This window comes from Streptomyces clavuligerus, from assembly GCF_005519465.1.
Classification (GTDB): domain Bacteria; phylum Actinomycetota; class Actinomycetes; order Streptomycetales; family Streptomycetaceae; genus Streptomyces; species Streptomyces clavuligerus.
Genome location: NZ_CP027858.1, coordinates 4,126,841 through 4,143,792, shown reverse-complemented (window position 1 = coordinate 4,143,792; position 16,952 = coordinate 4,126,841). Strand labels below are relative to the sequence as shown.

General features: G+C 72.0%; 13 protein-coding genes and 1 riboswitch. Of the genes, 1 reads left to right on the top strand and 12 read right to left on the bottom strand.

Translation table 11 applies throughout. The features are described 5' to 3' along the window. Positions 1–16 precede the first annotated feature (16 nt). Complete coding sequence (locus CRV15_RS17425; protein WP_003957430.1) at positions 17–2,569, top strand: ABC transporter permease; 2,553 nt, start codon at positions 17–19, stop codon at positions 2,567–2,569. Between the two features lie 353 nt (positions 2,570–2,922). Here CRV15_RS17425 and CRV15_RS17415 read toward each other — a convergent pair whose 3' ends face one another. The 12 genes from CRV15_RS17415 to CRV15_RS17355 all read right to left on the bottom strand — a co-directional run bounded on the left by CRV15_RS17415 (position 2,923) and on the right by CRV15_RS17355 (position 16,723). Continuing rightward, positions 2,923–4,239 (bottom strand): SAM-dependent methyltransferase, encoded by a 1,317-nt coding sequence (locus CRV15_RS17415; RefSeq protein WP_003957428.1) that lies wholly within the window; start codon positions 4,237–4,239, stop codon positions 2,923–2,925. Positions 4,240–4,652: 413 nt separating this feature from the next. Continuing rightward, positions 4,653–6,032, bottom strand: a complete 1,380-nt coding sequence (locus CRV15_RS17410; RefSeq protein ID WP_003960728.1) for an NAD(P)/FAD-dependent oxidoreductase — start codon at positions 6,030–6,032, stop codon at positions 4,653–4,655. 366 nt (positions 6,033–6,398) lie between these two features. Further along, complete coding sequence (locus CRV15_RS17405) at positions 6,399–7,343, bottom strand: Ppx/GppA phosphatase family protein (protein ID WP_003957426.1); 945 nt, start codon at positions 7,341–7,343, stop codon at positions 6,399–6,401. Positions 7,344–7,474: 131 nt separating this feature from the next. Next, positions 7,475–8,065: a DUF501 domain-containing protein gene (locus CRV15_RS17400; protein ID WP_003957425.1), complete on the bottom strand. Its 591-nt coding sequence runs from the start codon at positions 8,063–8,065 to the stop codon at positions 7,475–7,477. A gap of 108 nt (positions 8,066–8,173) precedes the next feature. Then, positions 8,174–8,644 (bottom strand): FtsB family cell division protein, encoded by a 471-nt coding sequence (locus CRV15_RS17395; protein WP_003960729.1) that lies wholly within the window; start codon positions 8,642–8,644, stop codon positions 8,174–8,176. Positions 8,645–8,887: 243 nt separating this feature from the next. Beyond that, the gene (gene eno, locus CRV15_RS17390) at positions 8,888–10,174 is read right to left on the bottom strand and encodes a phosphopyruvate hydratase (protein ID WP_029182945.1); all 1,287 of its coding nucleotides are present in this window, start codon (positions 10,172–10,174) and stop codon (positions 8,888–8,890) included. A gap of 313 nt (positions 10,175–10,487) precedes the next feature. Further along, positions 10,488–11,249, bottom strand: coding sequence for a LysM peptidoglycan-binding domain-containing protein (locus CRV15_RS17380; protein ID WP_003957420.1), 762 nt, complete (start codon positions 11,247–11,249; stop codon positions 10,488–10,490). 2 nt (positions 11,250–11,251) lie between these two features. Beyond that, positions 11,252–11,462: riboswitch (cyclic di-AMP (ydaO/yuaA leader) on the bottom strand. Between the two features lie 260 nt (positions 11,463–11,722). Continuing rightward, positions 11,723–12,763, bottom strand: a complete 1,041-nt coding sequence (locus tag CRV15_RS17375) for a LysM peptidoglycan-binding domain-containing protein (protein WP_009996400.1) — start codon at positions 12,761–12,763, stop codon at positions 11,723–11,725. 158 nt (positions 12,764–12,921) lie between these two features. Next, positions 12,922–14,271 carry a cytochrome P450 family protein gene (locus CRV15_RS17370; RefSeq protein ID WP_003957418.1) on the bottom strand — a complete coding sequence of 450 codons (1,350 nt, stop codon included), beginning with the start codon at positions 14,269–14,271 and terminating at the stop codon, positions 12,922–12,924. A 230-nt stretch (positions 14,272–14,501) separates the two neighbouring features. Then, positions 14,502–15,488, bottom strand: a complete 987-nt coding sequence (locus tag CRV15_RS17365) for a nucleoside triphosphate pyrophosphohydrolase (protein ID WP_003957417.1) — start codon at positions 15,486–15,488, stop codon at positions 14,502–14,504. Positions 15,489–15,507: 19 nt separating this feature from the next. Continuing rightward, on the bottom strand, positions 15,508–16,167 hold the full coding sequence (locus tag CRV15_RS17360; RefSeq protein ID WP_003957416.1) for a SurA N-terminal domain-containing protein: 660 nt from the start codon (positions 16,165–16,167) through the stop codon (positions 15,508–15,510). Positions 16,168–16,291: 124 nt separating this feature from the next. Further along, entirely contained in the window at positions 16,292–16,723 is a 432-nt protein-coding gene (locus tag CRV15_RS17355) for a GtrA family protein (RefSeq protein ID WP_003957415.1), read from the bottom strand. Positions 16,724–16,952 lie beyond the last annotated feature (229 nt).

Genomic DNA, 16,952 nt, shown 5'->3' with positions numbered 1-16,952 from the left:
CAGGACTTGAATCGACATGTTCCGTACCGCCCTGCGCAATGTGCTCGCGCACAAGGCCAGACTGCTGATGACCGTGCTCGCCGTGATGCTCGGCGTGGCCTTCGTCTCCGGCACCCTGGTCTTCACCGACACCCTCGGCAACGCCTTCAACAAGCAGTCCGCCAAGAGCTTCGACAACGTCGCCGTGGCGGTCACCAGCCCCAGCCGTGAGGACGGCGGCGAAACCGTCCGGGGCGGCCTCAGCGACGCCACCCTGAAGCGGATCGACGCGGTCGACGGCGTCGCCGAGGCCACCGGCCGCGTGGGCGGCTTCGCCGCCGTCGCCGACCAGGACGGCAAGCTGATCGGCAGCGACTGGGGCGCCAAGGGCTCCAACTACTTCCCGGGCACGGACGGCGAGGACGCCGCCTACGACTTCGTCCAGGGCACCGGCCCGGCGAAGGCGGGCCAGATCGCCCTGGACAAGGAGAGCGCGCGGAAGGGCGAGTACACGATCGGCGACACCGTGCGCGTCGCCACCAACGGCCCGGTGCGCGAGTACACCCTCTCCGGCGTCTTCACCACCGACGACGGCGCCGTGACCACGGGCGGCAGCCTGGTGCTCTTCGACACCGCCGAGGCCCAGAAGCTCTACCTCCAGCCCGGGGTCTTCGACGGGATCACCGTGGCCGGCGCCGCCGGGGCCGACCAGGAGAAGATCCTCGCCGGGGTCGAGAAGGTGCTGCCGAAGGGCGCCGACGCCAAGACCGCCCAGGTCCTCGCCGACGAGCAGGCCGAGATGATCGAACGCGAGATGAGCGGCATGAGCCAGATGCTGCTCGGCTTCGCCGCCATCGCGCTCTTCGTGGGGATCTTCCTGATCGCCAACACCTTCTCCATGCTCGTCGCCCAGCGCACCAAGGAACTGGCCCTGCTGCGCGCCGTCGGCGCCTCCCGCAGCCAGGTGCGGCGCTCGGTGATCCTGGAGGCCGCGGTCGTCGGCACGGTCGCCTCCGCCATCGGCTTCGTCCTCGGTCTCGGCCTCGCCACCGCGCTCCGCAGCGGCCTGGGCTCCTTCGGGGTGGAGATCCCGAACGGCCCGCTGATCATCTCCTCCGCCGCCGTCCTCGCCGCGCTCGCCGTCGGTGTGCTGATCACCGTGGTGGCCGCCTATCTGCCGGCCCGCCGCGCCGCGAAGATCGCCCCGGTCGCCGCCATGGGCAGCGCCCACCTCCCCGAGAACACCAAGTCCCTGGTCATCCGGAACTCCATCGGCGCCGTGCTCACGCTGGCGGGCCTCGTGGCGGTCCTCGCCGGAGCCGCGGCCGGTGCGTCCGACGGCCGGATGATGATCGGTCTCGGCGCCTTCCTCGCCCTCATCGGGGTGATCGTGCTGATCCCGCTGCTCTCCCGGCCGGTGATCGCGCTGCTCCGCCCGGTGCTGGACAAGCTGTTCGGCGTCTCGGGCAAGCTGGCCCGGCAGAACGCGGTCCGCAACCCGCGCCGCACCGGCGCCACCGCCTCCGCGCTGGCGATCGGCCTCACGCTGGTCACCGGTCTCACCGTCATCGGGGTCACCGTCGGCCAGGCCATCGACAAGGCGACCACGGAGAACATCCGTGCTGACTACATGGTCATGATGGCCAACAACGGCCCGCTGGACCGCTCGGCGGTCACCGCGCTGGAGAAGGCCCCCGGCGTCACCGCCGTCTCCCCGGCCCAGATGGCCGATCTGAAGATCGAGGGCTCGATGGAGGCCGCCGCGGCGGTCACCCCCGGCGCCATCGAGAAGGTCGCCGCCCTGAAGACCGTCTCCGGCTCCATCGGCTCCCTCGCCGACGGCCGGATCGCCATCTCTGAGGAGACCGCCGAGGACAAGGGGTGGAAGACCGGTGACGTCCTGCCGGTGACCTTCGAGAAGGACGGCGACGCCCGCACGGCCGAGACGAAGAAGCTCACCGTCGGCGCGGTCTACGAGAACAACGAGATGCTGTCGTCGATCCTGGTCTCGACCGACCTGGTCGCTCCCTACGAGTCAAAGCCGTACATCCAGAACATCCTGGTCGCCATGGACGGCGGCGAGACCTCCGCCAACGAGCAGGCCCTGGTCGACGCCCTCGGGAACAACCCCGGCATGAACGTGATGGGCAAGCAGGACATCCGCGACATGTTCGGCGGCATGATCAACACGATGCTGAACATCATGTACGGGCTGCTGGCGATGGCCCTGATCATCGCGGTGCTCGGGGTCGTCAACACCCTGGCGATGTCCGTCTTCGAGCGTCAGCGCGAGATCGGCATGCTGCGGGCCATCGGTCTGGACCGGGGCAAGGTCAAGCGCATGATCCGGCTGGAGGCCGTGGTGATCTCGCTCTTCGGAGCCACCATCGGCATCGCGCTCGGCAGCTTCCTCGGCTGGGCCATCGGCGAGACCATCAAGAGCGAGATCCCGGGGTACGCCCTGGTGATCCCGTGGGACCGGATCGGTATCTTCCTGCTGCTCGCCGGAGTCGTGGGCGTGCTCGCCTCGCTGTGGCCCGCCCGCAGCGCCGCCCGGCTGAACATGCTGACGGCGATCAAGACCGAGTAGTCACGGCCGGCCGGGACGGCGACCCGGGCGGACGCCGTCGCGCTCAGCGCCGTCCCCGCGGCTGGAGCCCCGTGGCAGGGAGCACGTCTCCCCGCCACGGGGCTCATCCCTTTTCCGGGAAGGGCTTCCGGTTTCCGAGACGGGCTTCCGGGAGGACTTCCCGGAGGGGCCGGTTCCCGGGAAGGGACCGGGCGCCCTTCCCGGGAAGGGTCCGGGTGCCTTTCCGGGGAGGGACCGGGCGCCTTTCCCCAAGAGGGCCGGGGCCGCGGCTCCCTCCCCGACGGGGACGGACGCCTCCCGGCCGGCGAGGGGCGGCGGACCGGACCGGCAGAGGGCGGCGGACGGGGCCCGGCTCAACCCGTCCAGGTGCGGGTGCGCAGCGGCAGGCCCGAGGCGCCGCCGGGCGGGGTGTTCACGGCCAGGACCTGGTTGACCCCGATCCGGCCGTGTTCGAAGGCGAGCGCGGACGCGGCCATGTAGAGCCGCCAGACCCTGGCCCGCCCGGGGGTGGCGAGGACGACGGCCCGCTCCCACCCGTCCTCCAGCCGGGCCACCCAGCGCCGCAGGGTGAGGGCGTAGTGCTCCCGGATCGACTCCACGTCGCGCACCTCGAAGCCCGCGCGCTCCAGGGCCGAGACGGTGCTGCCGAGCGGGGACAGCTCCCCGTCGGGGAAGACATAGCGGTCGATGAACTCGTCCACCTGGTAGACCGACCCCGCCCGCTCGGGGCGGCGCGCGATCTGGTGGTTGAGCAGCCGTCCGCCGGGCCGCAGCAGCGCGCGCAGCTGCCGGGCGTACTCCAGATAGGGGGCTGCGCCCACGTGTTCGGCCATGCCGATGGAGGAGACGGCGTCGTAGGGGCCGTCCCGGACGTCCCGGTAGTCCTGGACGCGGATCTCGACGCGGTCGGCGAGCCCGGCGTCGGCGACGCGTTTGCGGGCGTGGTCGGCCTGCTCGCGGGAGAGGGTGACCCCGGTGACGCGGACGCCGTACTCCCGGGCAGCGTGCAGGGCCATGGAGCCCCAGCCGCAGCCCACGTCGAGCAGCCGCATGCCCTGCTGGAGGTCGAGTTTGCGGCAGACCAGGTCCAGCTTGGCGCGCTGGGCGTCCTCCAGGGTGAAGCCGGTGCGGCTCCCGTCGGGGGCGGTGACGGTCGCGGTGTCCCAGTAGGCGCAGGAGTAGACCATGGACGGGCCGAGGACGAGCGCGTAGAACTCGTTGCCCACGTCGTAGTGGTGGCTGATGGCGGCCCGGTCGCGGCGCCGGGTGTGGGAGACGCCCGCGGAGCGGCGGACCTCCTCGGGGGGCGGGGGTGGCGGGGGCAGCAGACCGGCCAGGCCGATCAGGGCGCGCAGGGCGGCGCGTTGCCGGGGGTCGCGCGGGGAGAGGCCGATCGTTCCGCGCCGCCGCGCGGCGAAGGCGGTGAGCTGGTCGAGCGCGGTGTAGAGGTCGCCGTCGACGTCGAGTTCCCCGGCGACCCAGCCCCGGGCCAGGCCGACCTCCCCGGGCCGCCAGAGCAGCCGCCGCAGGGCCCGCCGGTGGCGGACCACGAGCACGGGGCCGCCGGGGGGTCCGGCCGTGGAGCCGTCCCAGGTCCGCAGCCGGAGCGGGAAGGGGGTACCGAACAGCTCTTCGACGAGGTTCGTCAACCGCGCTGCGGCGTCGGCCATGGGGCACACCTCCGGGTGGGGTCGGTCGATGCGGGTGTTCCGACCTGCCGGGGTCCGCCCAGGACACGTCGCGCACGGTGGGTACTTCCCCGCGTTCGCCCGTTACCGCACGGTTTGCTCCATGGTCCGCCCGCACGGCGGCGATCCCACCGGCCGAAGGGGCCCGCTCCCGGACGGTCCCGGAGCGGAGCCGGGTGCGCGGGAGGGCCGCCCCGGACGGTTCCGGACCGGGGCCCCGGACCCGGTCGCCACGCGGCCCCGGCGCACCCCCCGCCGGTCGCCGCCCGGCCGCAGCGCGCTCCCGCCCGGGCCCCGGGCACGCGGGAGGGCCGCCCCGGACCGGCCCCGGGTACGCCGAAGGGCCGCCCGCACCACGGATGGCGGGCGGCCCTTCGGACAGGCTGAGCCAGGGGTCAGGAAGCCTTGGCCTTCTCCGGCGCCGGGGCGGCGACGGCCGGGGCGGGCTTGGCGGCCTCGTAGAACTCCTCGCGCGGGGCGTGGATCGCGCCGAGCGAGACGACCTCGCGCTTGAGGAACATGCCGAGCGTCCAGTCGGCGAAGACCCGGATCTTACGGTTGAAGGTCGGCATGGCCATGCCGTGGTAGCCACGGTGCATGTACCAGGCGAGACGGCCGCGGACCTTGATCTTCATCTTGCCCATGACGATCATCGCGACGCCCTTGTGCAGACCGAGGCCCGCGACCGCGCCCTTGTTGGCGTGGCTGTACTCCGTCTGCGGGAAGCCCCGCATACCGGAGACGACGTTGTCGCCGAGGACCTTGGCCTGGCGCAGCGCGTGCTGGGCGTTCGGCGGGCACCAGGCGTTCTCGACACCGGCCTTGCGGGCGGCCACGTCCGGGATCTGGGCGTTGTCGCCCGCGGCCCAGATGTAGTCGCTGCCCTGCACCTGAAGCGTGGTCTGGGTGTCCACGTGGCCGCGCGGGCCGAGCGGCAGACCGAAGCGGGCGAGCGCCGGGTTCGGCTTCACACCGGCGGTCCAGACGACGGTGTTGGCGTCGACCTCCAGGCCGTTCTTGAGCACCACGTGCCCGTCGACGCAGGAGTCCATCGAGGTCTGGAGGTAGATCTCGATGCCGCGGCCCTCAAGGTGCTCCTTGCCGTACTGGCCGAGCTTGGGGCCCACCTCGGGAAGGATCTTGTCGGCGGCGTCGACCAGGATGAAGCGCATGTCCTCGCGCTTCACACTCCGGTAGTACTTCGCGGCGTCGCGCGCCAGGTCCTCCACCTCGCCGATGGTCTCCGCGCCGGCGAAGCCACCGCCCACGAAGACGAAGGTCAGCGCCTTGCGGCGGACCTCCTCATCGGTCGTGGAGTCGGCCTTGTCGAGCTGTTCGAGCACATGGTTGCGCAGCCCGATGGCCTCCTCGACGCCCTTCATACCGATGCCCTGCTCGGCGAGGCCGGGGATCGGGAAGGTACGGGAGACCGCGCCGAGGGCGATCACCAGGTAGTCGAAGGGCAGCTCGTACGCCTCGCCGACGAGCGGCGCGACGGTGGCGACCTTGCGGTCCTGGTCGATGGTGGTGACCCGGCCGGTGAGCACCTCCGCCTTGGGCAGCACGCGTCGCAGCGGGACGACGACATGCCGGGGCGAGATGCTGCCGGCGGCGGCTTCGGGGAGGAAGGGCTGGTACGTCATGTACGAGCGCGGGTCCACGACCGTGACGGTCGCTTCGCCGTACCGCATCTTCTTCAGAATGCGGCGCGCCGCGTACAGGCCTACGTACCCACCGCCTACTACGAGGATCCTGGGACGCTCCGTGGTGCTCATGCCATCGAGTATCCACCCCCCTGTGGAGGGGTGCTCGTGAGCCCCTTCACATGTTGTTGGGTGACCCGTGCTAAACTGCGCCGCTTTTGGCGCCGAAGAGGCGCCCGAGCGGGTGAACCACCACCCCCTCCAGCGCCCCGACATGGCCTGTGAGCTGGCACTTAACCGTTCTTTACATATGAACCACCGGCGCCGTTCACACGGCTGACATGTGCCGGTGACCGTCCCGCCCCCCACCCCTGGGGCCGAATGGCCCCCAGGAGCGGGCCTTTTGTCCTTTCGCGGCACCCATCAGGGGCCTTTTCCTTGTGAAGAACTTCACGAACTTGCTTCGCGGGGCTCTCCGAGGTGCCGTCCGGCGGGGGTTCAGTCCACCGGAGCGGGGTCCTCCGCGGCCCGGAGCGCGATGCCGTCCAGGATGTCGTTCTCGCTGACGATCACCTCGGCGGCACCGATCCGCTCCATGATCGTGAGGAGGATCAGCGCACCCGAGACAATGACGTCGACCCGCCCCGGATGCATCACGGAGATCGCGGCCCGCTCCTCGCGGGTGGCGCCCAGCAGCCGTCGGGTGACGGCCGCGACCTGCTCGTACGAGATCCGGGAGCGGTGGATGACCTGCCGGTCGTAGTGGTCCAGGCCAAGTGCGATCGCGGCCACGGTGGTCACCGAGCCGGCCAGGCCCACCAGGGTCCGCACCCCCCGGAGCGGCACGGTCTCCTCGACGGTGTCGAGCGCCGCCACCACATCGGCGCGGACCGCCGCCAGCTCCGCCTCGGCGGGCGGGTCGCTGCGCACATGGCGCTCGGTGAGCCGGACACAGCCGATGTTCACCGAACGGGACGCCTCGACGTGCTCCCGGCCGACGACGAACTCGGTGGAGCCGCCGCCGATGTCCACGACCAGCCGCTCCTCGGCCCCGGGCCCCTCGGCCAGCTCCAGGGTGGCGCCGGTGAAGGAGAACTCGGCCTCCAGCTCACCGCTGATCACCTCGGGGTCCACCCCGAGGATGCCGCGCACCCCGGCGACGAACTCGTCCCGGTTGGAGACGTCCCGGGAGGCGGACGTCGCCACGAAGAGCACCCGCTCCGCGCCCAGCTCCGCGATGACCGCCGCGTACTCCCGGCAGGCCGCGAAGGTGCGCTCCAGCGCCTCCGGGGCGAAGCGGCCGGTGCGGTCGACGCCCTGGCCGAGCCGGACGATGGTCATCCGGCGGTCCAGCTCGGCCAGCGTGCCCGCGTGCGGGTCCACATCGGCGACCAGCAGACGGATGGAGTTGGTACCGCAGTCGACGGCGGCGACCCGGGTCATGGCGTGGCTCCTGGGAGGGGGAGGACGGAAGGACGGGACGGGGTGCGCGTACGGGTCCGGAGCCCGGGGGCCGCACGGGCGACGGCCCGAAAAGCCCGAGAGCCCGAAAGCCCGGACGGCTGTGCGAGCGGCTACGCGGAGGGCTGCCCGGGCGACGGCTCGGACGGCTCGGACGGCTCAGCGGAGGACGGCTCGGCGGAAGACGGCTCGCAGGGCGTGACGCAGGGGCCCTTGCGCCACCACTCGGGGAGCATGGCGATGGTCTCGTCACCCAGCGGGTTGACCCCGGGGCCCGCGGCCAGCGAGTGGCCGACCAGCACATGGAGGCACTTCACCCGGTCCGGCATGCCGCCCGCGCTGGGGAAGCCCGCCAGCACCTCGATGGCGTCGCGGCGGGCGATGTAGTCCTCGTGCGCCGCCCGGTAGGCCGCGGCCAGCTCCGGATCGGACTCCAGCCGCTCCGACATCTCCTTCATCACCCCGTTCGCCTCCAGCGTGCCGATCGCGGACGCGGCCCGGGGGCAGGTCAGGTAGTAGAGCGTCGGGAACGGGGTGCCGTCGGGCAGCCGGGGCGCGGTCTCGACGACATCCGGCTGCCCGCAGGGGCAGCGGTGCGCGATCGCGCGCAGCCCGCGCGGCGGGCGGCCGAGCTGCTCCTTGAAGGCGGCGATGTCCGCTTCGGTCGGCTCGGTCGGTTCGGTGTGGGGAGGAGGGGTTTCCATGCCTGCCTTGGCTCTGCTCGTCTCGGTGGTTTCGCCGGGGCGGACGCCGGGGTGCCGCTCCGGCGGTCCGGCGGCGGGTCGGGGTGGTGGACCGGGGGGAGGTCCGGCTCAGCGGCGGTCCGCGCTGTCGACGCCGTCCCAGACCCTGGAGTACCAGGCCCGGCCGTCCACGTCGTCCCCGGGCCGCTCACGGGGCTCGGCGCCGGGGTCGATCATCGTGTATCCGGCCTCGCCCGGCAGCACATAGTGCAGATGCTCCCGTGCCAGCCGCCGGATATAACGGTCGTCCTGGAGCCGGGCCTTCTCGTCCCGGAGCTGTTCGACCGCGCGCTCGGCCTCCGCCATTCTCTCCCGCTGCTCGGCCATCTCGCCGCGCTGGGCGATGTACTGCCGCATCGGGTACGCGAGGGCGACCACCAGCGAGCAGACGACGAGCGCGAGGAAGGCGGCGCGGCCCGTGAGCCGGGAGCGGCGGGCCTGGCGCCGGTTCTGGGAGCGGTACACCCGGGCGGCGGTCTGCTCACCGATCAGCCGCAGCCTGGTCGCGGTGGAGAACCGGTCGCGGTTCTTCCCGGCCATTCGTATCCCGCCTCCCCTGTTCGCCGCTTCCGCCGCTTCCGCCGGTTTCGCCGCTTTGCTCGCTCGCGTTTGTTCGCTCGCACCGGGCGGCGTCCCCTGTCGTGTCCGGGGACGCGGACGCGGACGCGTCCCCGGACACGGTACGGGACCGCGGCCGGGGACGCCGGTACGACGGGCCAGGAGCCGGGCCGGGCGGCCCCGGGGATCTTCCCCGGTCCGTCCGGCCATCGGCTCCCGGGGCGGTCAGCCCTTGAAGCGGGGGAACGCGCTGCGGCCCGCGTAGACGGCCGCGTCGTCCAGGATCTCCTCGATGCGCAGGAGCTGGTTGTACTTGGCCACGCGCTCGGAGCGGGCCGGGGCGCCGGTCTTGATCTGGCCGCAGTTGGTGGCGACGGCCAGGTCGGCGATGGTGACGTCCTCGGTCTCGCCGGAGCGGTGGGACATCATGCACTTGAAGCCGTTGCGCTGGGCCAGCTCCACGGCGTCCAGGGTCTCGGTCAGCGAACCGATCTGGTTGACCTTGACGAGCAGGGCGTTCGCGGAGCCCTCCTCGATGCCGCGGGCCAGGCGCTCCGGGTTGGTGACGAAGAGGTCGTCGCCGACGATCTGGACCTTGGTGCCCAGCTTGTCGGTGAGGACCTTCCAGCCGGCCCAGTCGTCCTCGAAGAGCGGGTCCTCGATGGAGACGAGCGGGTAGGCCGCGACCAGCTCCTCGTAGTACTCGGTCAGCTCGGCCGCGGAGAGGGGCTTGCCCTCGAACTCGTAGACGCCGTCCTTGTAGAACTCGGAGGCGGCGACGTCGAGCGCCAGCGCGATGTCCTTGCCCGGGACGTAACCGGCCTCCTTGATCGCCTCAAGGATCAGGTCCAGGGCGGCGCGGTTGGAGTCCAGGTTCGGGGCGAAGCCGCCCTCGTCGCCGAGGCCGGTGGCCAGGCCCTTCTGCTTCAGGACCTTCTTGAGGGTGTGGTAGACCTCGGTGCCCCAGCGCAGGGCCTCGGAGAAGGACTCCGCGCCGATCGGGGCGATCATGAACTCCTGGATGTCGACGTTGGAGTCCGCGTGGGAGCCACCGTTGAGGATGTTCATCATCGGAACGGGCAGCAGGTGCGCGTTCGGGCCGCCGAGGTAGCGGAAGAGCGGCAGGTCGGACGCCTCGGAGGCGGCGTGGGCCACGGCGAGGGAGACACCCAGGATGGCGTTGGCGCCGAGGGAGCCCTTGTTCTCGGTGGCGTCCAGGTCGAACATCGCCTGGTCGATCAGGCGCTGCTCGGTGGCGTCGTAGCCGACCAGCTCCGGGCCGATCTGCTCGATGACGGCGAGGACGGCCTTCTCGACACCCTTGCCCTGGTAACGGTTCGGGTCACCGTCGCGGAGCTCGATGGCCTCGAAGGCACCGGTGGAGGCACCGGACGGAACGGCGGCACGACCCGTGCTGCCGTCGTCGAGGCCAACCTCGACCTCGACCGTGGGGTTGCCTCGGGAGTCCAGGATTTCCCGGGCTACGACGACGTCGATGGACGGCACGAGCATCTCCTTCTGGGATGTGACGCATGGGTGCAGGGCTCCGTTGGCCTTGCGACAAGAGCCTAACCGGCGGGCGGGGTCCATCCGGGCGGATGCCCGCCCGCTGGGACGAAAAAGGTAAAGAAGTAGAGCAGAGCGGGGCAGACCGCTGCATAGCTACTGCCGAGTAGCGATTCCCGGGAGCTGCGGCGCCGGGCCCCTGGCCGGGCCAGGGGCCCGGACATGACAGAGCCCCGGTCCGGCGCGCACGGGGGGAAGCGCACCGGACCGGGGCGGTCCGTCACCCGGGGCTTCCCGGGGCATCGGGGGAGGGCGGGGCTCAGCGCAGGTGGAGCTGCTGACCCACGTAGATCACGTCGGCGTTGTCGACGATGTCCTCGTTGAGCTGGAACAGCTTCTGCCAGCCGCCCTTGACCTTGTGGTCCTCGGCGATGGAGCTGAGGGTGTCACCGGCCTTGACCTCGTACTCGCCGTCACCCTTCAGGAAGCCCTTGGCCGGGGCCTGGGTCTGCGGGGCGGCCTGCTGCGGCGCCTGCTGGACCGGGGCCGGGGCGGTGCGCTCCACGGAACGGGTGGTCGGGGCCTCGGCGCGCTGCTGCGGCGCCGGGGCGGTCTGCTGCTTCGGGGCCTGCTGCACCTGCTTCGGCGCCTGCTGCTGCGGCTTGGGCTGGGCCGGGGCCGGGGCGGCGCTGCCGTACGGGGTGTTGGACAGGCCCACACCGCACTTCGGCCAGGCGCCCTTGCCCTGACCCGCGAGGGTCTTCTCGGCGATGGCGATCTGCTGCGCCTTGGTGGCCTTGTCGGCGGTCGGGGCGTAGGCGGTACCGCCGTACGCGGCCCAGGTGGAGGTCGAGAACTGGAGGCCGCCGTAGTAGCCGTTGCCGGTGTTGATGGACCAGTTGCCGCCGGACTCGCACTGGGCGACCTTGTCCCACTCGGCGGCGGTGGCGGCGGTGGCGGTGCTCGCACCGGCCAGCGGGGCGGCGACGGCGGCACCGGTCACACCGGCGAACGCGACGATACGGGTGGCACGGTTGAGGGCCGTGGGACGACGGTGCTTGCCCTTGCCGGAAAACAGCATGGAGGTCTCCTCACCGACGCCTACGAGGTGAGCTGTCGGGTTCGGGCCGTGTGAGTTGCCCGGCCGCGCGTCCTTGCGCGCGGCTCCACCCCAAGCCGGTCGGCCCACCGGCGTCCGGTTCCGGCGCACTCCTCGTGCACCGAACCGTCCGTCAGCGACCGGGACCGGCGCTTACCTTGGGTCCCCCGCTCCTGCCTTCGGCGCTCTGCGCGTCGACTGATGCCCCCCGACCGACGGCAGGATTCGGCGTGACGGTCGTTGGTGCCCGCTGTGGCGAGCGGTTCAGACCGAATCACAGCTCTTCCTGATGTTCAAAGGAGAACATCGAGGAAAAATCGCCCATCTCGCCACTCCGGATACCTTCGTTTCCGCAGGTGGGGGCTGGAATCCGAGATTCCGCTGCGCGGGGTTCGCCCGTTTTCGCAAAGAGACCCTTGTCTCATTTCTGCAAACCAGGACAAACCCCGACACAACTACTGCTGGGCGTTCTCCAGATCCAGGCTCTGACCAGGGTGGATGAGGTCCGGATCGGCACCGACGGTGTCCTTGTTCCGCTCGTACAGGGAGTTCCAGCCGCCGTCGACGTCCTTCTCCGCCGCGATGACGGAGAGGCTGTCGCCGGGCTGGACCGTGTACGAGGAGGGAGAGGTGTCCGCCGCACCGGCGGCCGTGGCCCTGTCGGCGGCGGTGGCGGCGGTGTCCGCCGTCAGCTCCGTACGGGCCTCACCGGCGCGCGAGGGGCGGTCGGCGGTGCCGGTGGCGCGGTCCTGGGGCGCCGCGCCGGTGTCGGCGGTCGCCGCCTCGGACGCGGTGGACCCGGCGGCCGGGGCGGACGCCGCGTCCTGCCCCGCCGTCCCGTCCCGGTCGGCCGTCCCCGCCGTCTTCTCCGCCCGCGCGGCGGACTCCTCGGCGGGCGCGCCCCGGTGCTTGCCGCCGCCGGTCGGAGCGGGCGTGCCCTTCCCCGCCGCCGGGGCGCTGTCGGTGCCGTTGCCCACGCCCTGGGTGCGGGCGGGAGCCGGGGACCCCTGCTCCGCGTTCCGGTCCGTGGCGCCCTTGTCCTTCCCGGCGGCGGCCGACGGGGCCGCGTCCCCCGCCCGCGCCTTCCCGGACGGCCCGCTGTCGGCGTCGGCGCCGCCGGAGCGCGCGCCGGACGGCGCGGCGTCCTCGGTGGCGCCCGTGGCCTTCTTCGGGGCGGCGTCGGCGCCCGGGACGGCCAGACCGGCCATCCCGGCGCACGAGGCCCACGCCTTGGCGCCCTCGGCCGCCAGGACCTTCTCGGCCACGGTTATCTGCTGCGAACGGCTCGCGAGGTCCGGGCCCGAGGCGTACTCCAGACCGCCGTACGCCTCCCAGGTCTGCTGCGACATCTGGAGGCCGCCGTAGTAGCCGTTGCCGGTGTCGGCGCTCCAGGCGCCCCCGCTCTCGCACTCGGCGACCCGGTCCCAGACGGCGGAGTCGGCCGCCGTCGCCGAACCCGCGCCCAGAAGCGGGAGCGCGATGGCCGAGCCCGTCACTCCTGCCGCGACGACGAGAGCCGGAGCCTGACGGGGTCGGCGATGTCGACCATTCCCGGAGAGCATGCGGTTGCCTTTCGCGAGACTGCTGAGACGGGGTGAACGTAGCGGCAGTCGAACATCAGTCACAAGTCGATGCAGCGGAGATCACGCGAATATCACGATCCTGACACGCCATCAATTTCCGCGTGGCGCGGGGCGGGAGAGAACGTGACGGGGAGGGTCCGAAGTCCCCTCATGATCAGGCCGCCGCGCCAGCGCAATTCGGACGGATCGACCGAGAGCCGCAGCTCGGGAAGGCGGGTGAAGAGGGTCGCCAGCGCGGTCTGCGCCTCCAGCCGGGCGAGCGGCGCGCCCAGGCAGTAGTGGATGCCGTGCCCGTAGCCGAGGTGCTGATTGTCACGCCGCGCAAGGTCCAGGACATCCGGTTCGCCGAACCGCTCCGGATCGCGGTCGGCGGCGGCGAGCACCACCAGCACCGGATCGCCCGCCGCTATCCGCTGCCCCCCGATCACCAGCGGTTCGGTGGCGAACCGCCAGGTCGCCATCTCCACCGGCCCGTCGTGGCGGAGCAGCTCCTCCACCCCGGTCTCCAGCAGCCCGCTCTCGCCCGCCGCGAGGGAGCGCTGGAGCCGCTCGCGCTGCTCCGGGTGGCGCAGCAGGGCGAAGGTGCCGTTGCCGATCAGATTGACGGTGGTCTCGAACCCCGCGAAGAGCAGGATGAAGGCCATGGCGGCGGCCTCGTTCTCGGTGAGGTGCTCGCCGTGGTCACTGGCCCGGATCAGACCCGAGATCAGGTCGTCGGCGCCCTCGTCGGTGAGGGAGGCGCGCTTGCGGTGGATCAGCTCCAGCAGATAGCCGCGCATCTTCTTGACGGAACGGGCGACACCGCCGCGCGGGCCGCCGCCGTGACGGATCATCATTCCGGCCCAGTCCCGGAATTGGTCCTGGTCCTCCGGGGGGACGCCGAGCAGATCGCAGATCGCGTAGATGGGCAGCGGGAACGCGAACTCATGGATGAGGTCGGCCTCGCCCCGTTCCGCGAAGCCGTCGATCAGCCGGTCCGTCAGCTCCTGCACCCGGGGGGCGAAGGCGGCGACCCGGCGCGGGGTGAACGCCTTGGAGACGAGACGGCGGAGGCGGGTGTGGTCCGGGGGGTCGATATTGAGCAGATGGGTCATCAGCTCGGCCTGACGTTCGCCCGGGATGCCGGTTTTGCCCTTGGCGTGCGCGGGCTCGTCATGGTGCGCCGGATTCTTGGACAGCCGCTGGTCGGCGAGGGCCTGGCGGGCGTCGTCGTAGCGGGTGACGAGCCATGCCTCGACCCCGCTCGGCAGCTTGGTCCAGTGGACCGGGGAGTTCTCCCTGAGCCAGGCGTAGGCGGGGTAGGGGTCGCTCGCGAACTCCCAGCTGAAGAGTTCCGGGGCGGGCCCCTGACCAGGTCCCTTGCCTGGTTCCTGGCCTGGTCCCCGGCCGGGGGCGGATGCGGATACGGGACAGTCACTCACCCTTCGACGGTAACCCGCGCCGTTCCCCCGGGCCGGGGGCAGGGGGCCGGGCAGGCCCGGGCTCGCCGTCGGGGGCCGGCCCCCGAACCCCCGCGCCTCAATCTCCCCCGGACTCCGTCCGGGGCCCCCAGAGGCTAGATCTTGCGCCGCGCCCCCGAACCGGCGGAGGGGATTTCAGGGGGCGTCCCCACCGGGATGAATGTGACGCGTGCCGCAAGCGGCGGCGGGGCTTACGCCGACTCCGACTCCGACTCCGCCTCCGTCGCGCGGATCGCGGAGCGGTAGGCGCGGGCCGTGGCGCGGAGGGCCGTTTCCGGGTCGATGCCGGAGGCTTCCGCACGCGCGGCGAGCGCCAGCAGTTCGGAGCCGACGGTGCCGTCCGCCGGGAGGGGGACGTCGAGACCCGCGAGGCGGACGCGGGAGGCGAGCTTTGTCGCGAGGGCCAGGGCGGGCTGGCCCTGGGGGATGCCGTCGGTGACGGAGGCGCGCCGCTTCTCCTCCGCCTTCGTCCGCAGCCAGTGCTCCCGCACCTCGTCCGGCGTCTCGGCCCGCTCCGCGCCGAACACATGCGGATGCCGGTGGATCAGCTTCTCCACCAGCGTCCCCGTGACGTCGTCCACGGAGAACGGCGCCTCCTCGTCCTCCTCGGCGATCCGCGCGTGCAGGACGACCTGGAGCAGCACGTCCCCCAGTTCCTCCCGCAGATCGTCCCGGTCCCCGTCCTCGATCGCGTCGACCAGCTCGTACGCCTCCTCGATGGCGTACTTGGCGAGCGCCCGGTGGGTCCGTCCGCCGGTCCACGGGCACTCGCTGCGGATGCGGTCCATGACCTGGACGAGGTCGAGGAACCGGCTGCCCGGCAGGTCGTACGAGCCGGGCAGCAGTTCGAGGTCGGGCATCCGCTCCCGGCCCGAGCCCGCGAGCCGGGCCAGGCCGTCGGTGAGGGCTCGGTCGCCCTCACCGCAGGCGAGGACCACCACGGTCGCGCCCCGGGCGCAGCCGTCGACCAGTTCCCGCGCGGTGGGCTCGGCGATCTCCACCGTCACGCCCGCCTCCCGGAGATAGGGGAGCTGCGGATGGCCGGGGTCCGCGCACAGCACCCGGTCGGCCGCGCGCAGCGTCTGCCAGGCGGGCCAGGACAGCAGCCCGGGCGCCACCCGGTGGCTGGCGGTGAGCAGGACGATACGGCCGGTGTCGGGGGGCGTGGTGGTGGTCACCCCTCGAACCTACCTCCCGTCACGCGCCGCCGGGCGGGACGGGCTGCGGCTGCGGCTGCTGGGTGACCTGCTTGATCCAGGGCGCCTGGTAGCCCTGGAGTTCCAGCTTCTGGTCGTCCCAGCGGCCGAAGCGCGGATTGACGTCGATGTCGAGCGCCTTGGACGCGGCGACGAACGCCTCCTGGAGCCGGTTCTGGTCGGCGGGGGTGCCGGTGCCGCCGAGGGACTGGGCCAGCTTGTTGATCAGGATCTCCCGCCGGACGGCGTCGTCGACCTGGTCGGGGGCGACGCCCCGGTCCTGGAGGTACGCGGCGGTGAGGGCCTGCTCCCCACCCGACTGCTGGGCGAGCGCGTCCTTGGTCTGCTGGAGCTCCTTGCGGGTCACGCTCACCTCCGCGTCCTCGGCCGCCCGGGCCACGACCCGGTCCACGATGAAGTCGTAGAGCTTGGCCCGGCTGAGCTGGCCGCTGTCCTTGATGAGCTGGGCGGCGTGCGGGGAGCGCGCCTGCGCGGCGCGGACGTCCTTCGCCGCTGCCTGCACGGTGGACACCTCGATCCGCTGTCCCCCGATGAGGGCGGCAGCGCCGGGGCGGGCCTCGTCGCCGCAGGCGGCGAGCAGGGGCGTGGCGAGAAGCAGCGCGGCGGATGCGGTGATGGCGGTGCGACGGCGGCGGTGCAAGGAATCCTCCCGACATGTGCGGTCCGACATTGTGCGGTGGTTCACAAGAGCCCTGAGGTGACGATGGTAGGGAGTGGGAGGTGCTCCGGCCACTACTTCCGCCGCACTGATTCCGATCAGGTGATCAGACGGGTACGGAACGGGGCTCCGGCTCGGGGTCCGCGCCGGTCCGCGCGTCCGGGCGCGGGTCCGGGCGCAGCATGATCGTCCGGGAGACGAGGAAGGTGACCGGGATGGCGGCGGCAGCGGCGATCAGGGGCGCGTAGCGGCTGCCGAAGTGCAGCACGTCGACGAGGAGATAGACACCGGTCGTCGTGATGACGAAGTTCGCCGCGTTGGTGAGCGGGAAGAGCAGGAACTTCCGCCAGGTGGGCCGGGTCCGGTAGGTGAAGTACGAGGTGAGGAAGAAGGAACCCACCATGCTCAGCGCGAACGCGGCCACATGCGCGGCGACATAGGGCAGCCGCAGCAGGAAGAGCAGATAGAGGCCGTAGTAGGTGCCGGTGTTCACCGCTCCCACCAGCGCGAAACGGAACAGCTGCCCCCGTACGGCCATCGTGGTGCCAACTCCCCCGTGCGCGGTCCCTGGGTCTGTGCGGTCCTCCTTAGCGTGACACATCCGCCCGCGTCCGCCGCTCCCCGGCGGCGATCGGCGGCGATCGGCGGCGACCGGCTGTCCCCCGGCGGCTCTCGACGGCTCTCGGCTGTCTCTCGATACGGGCACAACCCTTTCGATGTCCCACGGGTCACAGCAGTCACATCTGGCGGATTCCGCCGGAAGCGCG